Here is a 7,819-nt window from a genome sequence, read left to right as displayed (position 1 = left end):
GTTCGGCGCCGGTCGCGACGACCAGGACGTCGTAGGGCACGGGCCCGTCCTCGGTGTCGAGCTCGTGGTCGGCGGGGCGCAGGCCCAGCACCTCGCAGCCGAGCCGCAGTTCGATGGCGAGGGCCTCGAAGTCGACGTCGAAGGCGGAGCCCTCGGACTTGCCGAGCAGGACGGCCTTGGACAACGGAGGCCGGTCGTAGGGCTGGTGGGGCTCGGCGCCGATCAGGATCACGTCGCCGGTGAAGCCCTGCTCGCGCAGGGCGACGGCGGTCTGCACCCCGGCCATGCCCGCGCCCGCCACGACGACGCGCCGCGGCGCGGACGAACCTGGTTCCTGCGTCTGCTCGCTCACCTGATCACCATAGACACCTGACGAATTGTCAGTCAGTGCTCATGCGCCGTGACCTGCTCCACAACGCTCGTGCCGTCGCCCCGCTGGGACTCCCACTCCCAGGTCTCCTCCAGCCGCACCCGCCCGTCGGGCAGCTCCACGACCGTCGAGACGCAGTGCCCCGAGGACGTGGTCCCGTCCTGCTTGAGCTGGACGTACCGGAAGTCCAGCCGGTCACCCTCCCGGGTACCCACGAGATGCCCGCGTACGACGTCGCCGCCCGTGTACTCGGCCCAGATCTCGCCCTGCCGCTCGTGGTACGTGAACCGGGTGCGGGCGCCCACCTGACCCGGCGCCTGGTCGGCGACCGGGGCGAGGACGAGACCGTCGAGGGATCGGGCCATGGACGGAGGCTCCCTTACTGCGGCGTACGGCATCGGGCTAGGGTGGCCAACGTAAAGCACTCGCGGGAGCCCGGACGCACCGGGCTGAGAGGGAGGCTGGCGGCCTCCGACCGTACGAACCTGATCCGGGTCATGCCGGCGAAGGGAGGGGCTGGACGCCCATGTCGCCTACGTCCACATCGTCAGACGTCCTGGTCATCGGGGGCGGGATCATCGGCCTGGTCACGGCCTGGCGGGCCGCGCAACGGGGGTTCGTCACGGCCGTCGTGGACCCCGAGCCCGGCGGCGGAGCCGCACAGGTGGCGGCCGGCATGCTGGCCGCCGTCACGGAACTGCACTACGGCGAGCAGACGCTGCTCGGCCTGAACCTCGCCTCGGCCCGCCGCTACCCGGACTTCGCCGCCGAGCTCACCGAGCTGACCGGCCAGGACCTCGGCTACCGCCGCTGCGGCACACTCGCCGTGGCCCTGGACGCCGACGACCGGGCCCACCTGCGTGAACTGCACGCCCTACAGCAGCAGTCCGGCCTGCAGTCGCAGTGGCTGTCCGGGCGCGAGTGCCGGCGCCTGGAGCCGATGCTCGCGCCGGGCGTACGCGGCGGGCTGCGGGTCGACGGTGATCACCAGATCGACCCGCGGCGGCTGACCGGGGCGCTGGTCGCCGCGTGCGAGCGGACGGGCGTGGTCTTCCACCGGATGTGGGCGGAGCGGCTGACCGTCGTCCGGGACCGGGCCGCGGGTGTCGTCCTGGCCGACGGGACCGAGGCGGCCGCCGGGCAGGTGGTGCTCGCCGGGGGCAGTCTCAGCGGGCGGCTCGCGGGTGTCCCGCGGGACGTGCTGCCTCCCGTGCGGCCGGTGAAGGGGCAGGTCCTGCGGCTGACCATGCCGCGGCGGCACGGGCCGTTCCTGAGCCGGACCGTGCGCGCGGTGGTGCGCGGCAGCCACGTCTACCTGGTGCCGCGCGCGAGCGGCGAGCTCGTCGTCGGGGCCACCAGCGAGGAGCTGGGCTGGGACACCACCGTGACCGCGGGCGGCGTGTACGAGCTGCTGCGGGACGCGCACGAGCTGGTCCCGGGCATCACCGAGCTGCCGCTCACCGAGACGCGGGCCGGGCTGCGGCCCGGCTCCCCCGACAACGCGCCGCTGCTGGGCCCGACCGGTCTGGCGGGCCTGCTGCTGGCCACCGGCCACTACCGCAACGGCGTCCTGCTCACGCCCGTGACCGGCGACGCCATGGCGCACGTCCTGGCGACAGGCGAACTCCCCGAGGAGGCCCGCCCCTTCACGCCGAAGCGCTTCAGTCCCGCCACCGCACTCTCGGAGCAGCCCGCATGAACATCTCCGTCAACGGGGAGCCCCGGGACGTCCGGCCCGGCACGGCTCTCGACACCGTCGTGAGGTCGCTCACCGCCTCGCCCTCGGGCGTGGCCGCCGCCCTCAACGAAACCGTCGTCCCGCGCACGCAGTGGCCCGACACGCGCCTGACCGAGGGAGACCGCGTGGAAGTCCTCACCGCCGTCCAAGGAGGCTGACCATGGCCGACGATCCGTTCTCCCTCGGTGGTACGTCGTTCACCTCCCGTCTGATCATGGGCACGGGCGGGGCGCCCAGCCTCGACGTGCTGGAACGGTCGCTGGTCGCGTCCGGGACGGAGCTGACGACGGTCGCGATGCGCCGGGTGAACGCCTCGGTGCACGGCTCGGTGCTGTCCGTCCTGGACAAGCTGGGCATCCGGGTGCTGCCCAACACGGCCGGCTGTTTCACCGCCGGCGAGGCCGTCCTCACGGCCCGGCTCGCGCGCGAGGCCCTCGGCACGGACCTGGTCAAGCTGGAGGTCATCGCCGACGAGCGCACGCTGCTGCCGGACCCGATCGAGACGCTGGAGGCGGCCGAAACCCTGGTCGACGACGGGTTCACGGTGCTGCCGTACACCAACGACGACCCGGTGCTGGCCCGGAAGCTGGAAGATGTGGGCTGTGCGGCGATCATGCCGCTGGGCTCGCCGATCGGCTCCGGGCTGGGGATCCGCAACCCGCACAACTTCCAGCTGATCGTGGAGCACGCGCGCGTGCCGGTGATCCTGGACGCGGGCGCGGGTACGGCCTCTGACGCCGCGCTGGCGATGGAGCTGGGGTGTGCGGGTGTGATGCTCGCCTCGGCGGTGACGCGGGCGCAGGAGCCCGTGCTGATGGCCGACGCGATGCGGCACGCCGTGGAGGCGGGGCGGCTGGCGTACCGGGCGGGACGGATCCCGCGGCGGCATTTCGCGGAGGCGTCGTCGCCGACGGAGGGCATGGCCGCCCTGGACCCGGAGCGTCCCGCCTTCCGGTAGGGGCTCGTCCACACGTCACAGGTCGGCTGCAGTCCCGCCCCGAAAACGGGCGGGGCGGGAGAGCTGTCGGTGTCGGCTCGTACACTCGCCTGCGTGGACACGACCCTTCAGGACCCCTTGGTCGGGCAGGTGCTCGACGGCCGGTATCGCATCGATTCGCGGATCGCGGTCGGCGGGATGGCCACGGTCTACCGGGCCGTGGACACCCGGCTCGACCGGGTCCTCGCGCTCAAGGTGATGCACCCCTCGCTCGCGGTCGACGCCTCGTTCGTCGAGCGGTTCATCCGCGAGGCGAAGTCCGTGGCCCGGCTGGCCCACCCGAACGTGGTGCAGGTCTTCGACCAGGGCAACGACGGCTCGTACGTGTATCTGGCGATGGAGTACGTGGCGGGCTGCACCCTGCGGGACGTGCTGCGCGAGCGCGGGGCCCTGCAGCCGCGGGCCGCGCTGGACATCCTGGAGCCGGTGCTGGCCGCGCTGGGCGCCGCGCACCGCGCCGGGTTCGTGCACCGCGACATGAAGCCCGAGAACGTCCTGATAGGGGATGACGGTCGGGTGAAGGTCGCCGACTTCGGGCTCGTCCGGGCCGTGGACACGGTGACGAACACCACCGGCACGGTGCTCGGCACGGTCTCGTACCTCGCGCCGGAGCAGATAGAGGACGGCACCGCCGATCCCCGCGTCGACGTGTACGCGTGCGGCGTGATGCTCTACGAGATGCTGACCGGCGACAAGCCGCACGACGGGGACTCCCCCGCCGTGATCCTGTACAAGCACCTGCACGAGGACGTGCCCCCGCCCTCGGTCGCCGTGCCCGGTATGGCGTACGAGCTGGACGAGATGGTGGCCTCGGCGACGGCCCGGGCCCCGGCCGTCCGCCCGTACGACGCGGTGGCGCTGCTCGCGCAGGTCCGTGACGGACGCGGCCGGCTGAGCGAGGACCAGCTGGACGCGGTGCCGCCGCAGGCGCTCGCGATGGACCACGACAACGGCGACGACCGGACGACCGTGATCCCGCGCGCCCTGACCACGCCGCGCCCGCTGCCGGTCGACGAGGACGACGCTTCAGGGGCCGCCCTCAACCGCACCAGCCGCTTCGCGTCCCCGCCGCCGCCCCCGCCGTCCCGGCGCAGCTCGGGCTCCCGGCGCGGCCCGACGGCGATCGTCGTCGCCGTCCTGCTCGTGCTCGGCCTCGGCGCCGGCATCTGGTACATCAACTCCGGCCAGTTCACCGAGGTCCCCCCGCTGCTGACGAAGACCCAGGAGCAGGCCGAGGACCGGCTGCAGGACGCCGGTCTCGAACTCGGCAAGGTGAAGCACGCCTACAGCGACACCGTGGAGCGCGGCCAGATCATCAGCAGCGACCCGAAGGCCGGGACGCGCATCCGCGGCAACGACTCGGTGGGCATCACCGTCTCCGACGGCCCCGAGACCGTGCGGGTGCCCGCCCTGGCGGGCCGGAAGCTGGACAAGGCGCGGAGCCTGCTGAAGGAGGACGGGCTGGAGCCGGGCATGGTCACCCGGGAGTTCAGCGAGGACGTGCCGCGCGGCTCGGTGATCACCGCGCGCCCGGCGGACGGCACGAAGGTGCGCGCGGGCACGGGTGTCGCGCTGGTCGTCAGCAAGGGCGCCCGCATCGACGTCCCCGACGTCATCGGCTCGGACGAGTCCGACGCGAGGTCCGAGCTGACGGAGGCCGGCCTCAAGGTGGAGATCGCCACCGAGCGGGTCACCTCCTCCGAGTACGACAAGGGCCAGGTGGTCCGCCAGACGCCGAAGTCCGGCGGCCCGGCGGCCGAGGGCGACACCGTGACGCTGACGCTGTCCAAGGGCCCCGAGATGATCGAGGTTCCGGACGTGGTCGGCGACAGCGTCGACGACGCCAGGCAGGCGCTGGAGGGCGCCGGGTTCGAGGTCGACGAGGACCGCGGGCTGTTCGGCATCTTCGGCGACGAGGTCAAGAGCCAGTCCGTCGAGGGCGGTCGGACCGCCCCCAAGGGCTCGACGATCACCATCAAGATCAGGTGACGACGGCGGGCGGGAGCCCGTGGACGGGGCAGGGCCGGACGCATGACACCCTGAACGGGTGAACAGTCAGCTGTCCGGCGCCTCCCGCAACCCCGTGGGCGGCCACGTCCCCGTGGCCGGTGGGCTCCATTCCGTAGGTCTGTCGTACGCCCGTGACCTGAAGGCGGAGGCCGTCCAGGTCTTCGTCGCCAACCCGCGCGGCTGGGCCACGCCGACCGGAAACCCCAAGCAGGACGAGGCGTTCCGCGCGGCGTGCGCGGCCGAGTCGGTCCCGGCCTATGTACACGCCCCGTACCTGATCAACTTCGGCTCGCACACCGAGGCGACCGTGGAGCGGTCGGTGGAGTCGCTGCGGCACTCGCTGCGGCGCGGGCGGGAGATCGGGGCGCTGGGCGTGGTCGTGCACACCGGCAGCGCGACCGGCGGCCGGGAGCGGTCGGTGGCGTTGCGGCAGGTGCGGGAACACCTGCTGCCGCTGCTGGACGAGCTGACCCATGACGACGACCCGTTCCTGCTGCTGGAGTCGACCGCCGGCCAGGGCGCCTCGCTGTGCTCACGGACGTGGGACTTCGGCCCCTACTTCGAGGCGCTGGACGCCCACCCGATGCTCGGCGTATGCCTGGACACCTGCCACATCTTCGCGGCCGGGCACGATCTGACCGGCCCCAGCGGCATGCACCAGACGCTGGACCTGCTGGTGGACACGGTCGGCGAGGGCCGGCTGAAGCTGATCCACGCCAACGACTCCAAGGACGTGGTCGGCGCCCACAAGGACCGGCACGAGAACATCGGCGTCGGCCACATCGGCGAGGACCCGTTCCGGGCCCTGATGACCCACCCCGCGACCGAGGGCGTGCCGCTGATCATCGAGACGCCGGGCGGCAGGCAGGGGCACGCGGCCGACGTGGAGCGGCTGAAGAAGCTGCGCGACGACTGAGCACTCCGGCTACGGCCGAGCCCGTCAGCGAGGGCTGAGCCGTCAGAGGTCGGGCCCGTCCCCGGGCACCTCCTGGTACGAGTAGCGCTGCTCCTGCCAGGGGTCGCCGATGTTGTGGTAGCCCCGCTCCTCCCAGAACCCACGCCGGTCGGCGCTCATGTACTCCACACCGCGCACCCACTTGGGGCCCTTCCAGGCGTAGAGGTGGGGAACGATCAGGCGCAGGGGGAAACCGTGCTCGGCGGTGAGCAGCTCGCCGTCCTTGTGGGTGGCGAAGAGGACCTGCTCACCGGCGAAGTCGGACAGCCGGAGGTTGGAGCTGAATCCGTACTCGGCCCACACCATCACATGGGTGACGTCGTCCGCGGGCGGGGCGAGGTCGAGGAGCGTGCGCGCGGGGATGCCGCCCCACTCGGCGCCCAGCATGCTGAACTTCGTGACGCAGTGCAGATCGGCCACGACGGTGGTGTGGGGCAGGGCCGTGAACTCCTCGTGGGTCCAGCAGTGCTTGCCGCCGTCGGCAGTGGCGCCGAAGACCCGGAACTCCCAGCGCTCGGGCCGGAACTTGGGGACGGGGCCGTAGTGCGTGACCGGCCAGCCGCGTTGCAGCCGCTGTCCCGGGGGCAGCTGGGGTTGCGTCGCTCCTGCTGGATCGCGCCCTTCTCCCGATTCGTGTTCCAGCGGCTGACCCATGACTCCATCCTGACAGACCCGGGGAGATGCCCCTGACCGGGCCCACTCCGAAATGGGACAAACTCAACTAAGCATGCCCTTACTTACTAAGTGGAGACTTACTGGACGATCTTCTTCACCGGTGGAATCATGCGGCGCAACCTGCCAGTTCCCCCGCATGGAAGGAGCCTCTGCGATGCAGGGCGACCCCGAGGTCCTCGAATTCCTCAACGAGCAGTTGACCGGCGAGCTGACGGCGATCAACCAGTACTGGCTGCACTATCGGATCCAGGACAACAACGGCTGGACCAAGCTCGCCAAGTACACGCGTGAAGAGTCCATCGATGAGATGAAGCACGCGGACAAGATCACCGAGCGCATCCTCATGCTGGACGGCCTGCCGAACTACCAGCGACTCTTCCACGTACGGGTCGGGCAGACGGTCACCGAGATGTTCCAGGCGGACCGGCAGGTCGAGGTCGAGGCGATCGACCGGCTCAAGCGCGGCATCGAGGTGATGCGCAGCAAGGGCGACATCACGTCCGCGAACCTCTTCGAGTCGATCCTCGAGGACGAGGAACACCACATCGACTATCTGGACACGCAGCTGGAGCTGATCGACAAGCTCGGCGAGGCGCTGTACATCGCGCAGCAGATCGAGCAGCCGAGCTGACCGGGATCAGGCGGCGTCTTCGAGGTTCGTGAGCACCGGCCGGCCCTGGTCGGCCAGGTCGCGGCGAGGGCAGGCCCCCCTGCCCAGGATCGCCTGGATGCGGCGCACACAGGACCCGCAGTCCGTGCCCGCCTTGCAGGCGGAGGCTATCTGGCGGGGGGTGCAGGCGCCGCCGTCCGCGTGCTGCTTGACCTGCTGCTCGGTGATCCCGAAGCAACTGCAGACGTACATGCGGTTCACCTCCCGACGGGTCGTTCTCGGATGCGCCGCCCCGTTGATCGGTGAGGCTAACCTAACCTTACCCGCCGGGTCCGGAGCACGAAAGCGGAGAGGGGCGCGGATCGTGTGCCCCGACCACGTAGGGATAGGCCGCAGGGTAGTCAATGACGTTCTTGGATTCAGCATCGTTGCCGGTGCCGGCAAACATCAACTTGCCCTTGGAG

10 protein-coding genes and 1 riboswitch are annotated in these 7,819 nt (G+C 71.2%); of the genes, 6 read left to right on the top strand and 4 right to left on the bottom strand.

Features of this window, described 5'->3' with window-relative positions:
• Both ABZ281_RS28505 and ABZ281_RS28500 read right to left on the bottom strand, forming a co-directional pair.
• Positions 1-352: FAD-dependent oxidoreductase (locus tag ABZ281_RS28505; protein WP_356659999.1), on the bottom strand; the 352-nt coding region annotated here is incomplete at its 3' end.
• A 32-nt stretch (positions 353-384) separates the two neighbouring features.
• Entirely contained in the window at positions 385-735 is a 351-nt protein-coding gene (locus ABZ281_RS28500; protein WP_356659997.1) for a hypothetical protein, read from the bottom strand.
• A gap of 52 nt (positions 736-787) precedes the next feature.
• A riboswitch (TPP riboswitch) is annotated at positions 788-899 on the top strand.
• Here ABZ281_RS28500 and thiO point away from each other — a divergent pair.
• The 5 genes from thiO to ABZ281_RS28475 all read left to right on the top strand — a co-directional run bounded on the left by thiO (position 897) and on the right by ABZ281_RS28475 (position 6,031).
• Entirely contained in the window at positions 897-2,069 is a 1,173-nt protein-coding gene (thiO, locus tag ABZ281_RS28495; protein WP_356659995.1) for a glycine oxidase ThiO, read from the top strand. (Overlaps the previous riboswitch by 3 nt.)
• Entirely contained in the window at positions 2,066-2,266 is a 201-nt protein-coding gene (thiS, locus tag ABZ281_RS28490; protein WP_356659993.1) for a sulfur carrier protein ThiS, read from the top strand. Before thiO ends, thiS begins: the two co-directional genes overlap by 4 nt.
• A gap of 2 nt (positions 2,267-2,268) precedes the next feature.
• Complete coding sequence (locus ABZ281_RS28485; RefSeq protein ID WP_356659991.1) at positions 2,269-3,066, top strand: thiazole synthase; 798 nt, start codon at positions 2,269-2,271, stop codon at positions 3,064-3,066.
• Between the two features lie 93 nt (positions 3,067-3,159).
• Entirely contained in the window at positions 3,160-5,094 is a 1,935-nt protein-coding gene (gene pknB, locus ABZ281_RS28480; RefSeq protein WP_356659989.1) for a Stk1 family PASTA domain-containing Ser/Thr kinase, read from the top strand.
• 58 nt (positions 5,095-5,152) lie between these two features.
• A complete protein-coding gene (locus tag ABZ281_RS28475; protein ID WP_356659987.1) occupies positions 5,153-6,031 on the top strand; it encodes a deoxyribonuclease IV in 879 nt (292 codons plus the stop codon).
• 42 nt (positions 6,032-6,073) lie between these two features.
• Here ABZ281_RS28475 and ABZ281_RS28470 read toward each other — a convergent pair whose 3' ends face one another.
• Complete coding sequence (locus tag ABZ281_RS28470) at positions 6,074-6,724, bottom strand: sulfite oxidase-like oxidoreductase (RefSeq protein ID WP_356659985.1); 651 nt, start codon at positions 6,722-6,724, stop codon at positions 6,074-6,076.
• A gap of 175 nt (positions 6,725-6,899) precedes the next feature.
• On the opposite strand from ABZ281_RS28470, the gene bfr reads away from it, so the two are divergent.
• Positions 6,900-7,376 (top strand): bacterioferritin, encoded by a 477-nt coding sequence (bfr, locus tag ABZ281_RS28465; protein ID WP_030848124.1) that lies wholly within the window; start codon positions 6,900-6,902, stop codon positions 7,374-7,376.
• Between the two features lie 6 nt (positions 7,377-7,382).
• On the opposite strand, the gene ABZ281_RS28460 is transcribed toward bfr, so the two are convergent.
• A complete protein-coding gene (locus tag ABZ281_RS28460) occupies positions 7,383-7,607 on the bottom strand; it encodes a (2Fe-2S)-binding protein (RefSeq protein ID WP_356659983.1) in 225 nt (74 codons plus the stop codon).
• Positions 7,608-7,819 lie beyond the last annotated feature (212 nt).

Origin of the sequence: Streptomyces sp. NPDC006265 (assembly GCF_040613555.1) — a bacterium.
Taxonomy (GTDB): Bacteria; Actinomycetota; Actinomycetes; order Streptomycetales; family Streptomycetaceae; genus Streptomyces.
This window is presented reverse-complemented; position numbering and strand designations above follow the sequence as displayed.

What these genes read in the sequence shown, in the direction of transcription:
- ABZ281_RS28500 (WP_356659997.1), bottom strand. Translation starts at nt 735, where the DNA reads ATGGCCCGATCCCTCGACGGTCTCGTCCTCGCCCCGGTCGCCGACCAG.
- thiO (WP_356659995.1), top strand. Translation starts at nt 897, where the DNA reads ATGTCGCCTACGTCCACATCGTCAGACGTCCTGGTCATCGGGGGCGGG.
- thiS (WP_356659993.1), top strand. Translation starts at nt 2,066, where the DNA reads ATGAACATCTCCGTCAACGGGGAGCCCCGGGACGTCCGGCCCGGCACG.
- ABZ281_RS28485 (WP_356659991.1), top strand. Translation starts at nt 2,269, where the DNA reads ATGGCCGACGATCCGTTCTCCCTCGGTGGTACGTCGTTCACCTCCCGT.
- ABZ281_RS28470 (WP_356659985.1), bottom strand. Translation starts at nt 6,724, where the DNA reads ATGGGTCAGCCGCTGGAACACGAATCGGGAGAAGGGCGCGATCCAGCA.
- bfr (WP_030848124.1), top strand. Translation starts at nt 6,900, where the DNA reads ATGCAGGGCGACCCCGAGGTCCTCGAATTCCTCAACGAGCAGTTGACC.
- ABZ281_RS28460 (WP_356659983.1), bottom strand. Translation starts at nt 7,607, where the DNA reads ATGTACGTCTGCAGTTGCTTCGGGATCACCGAGCAGCAGGTCAAGCAG.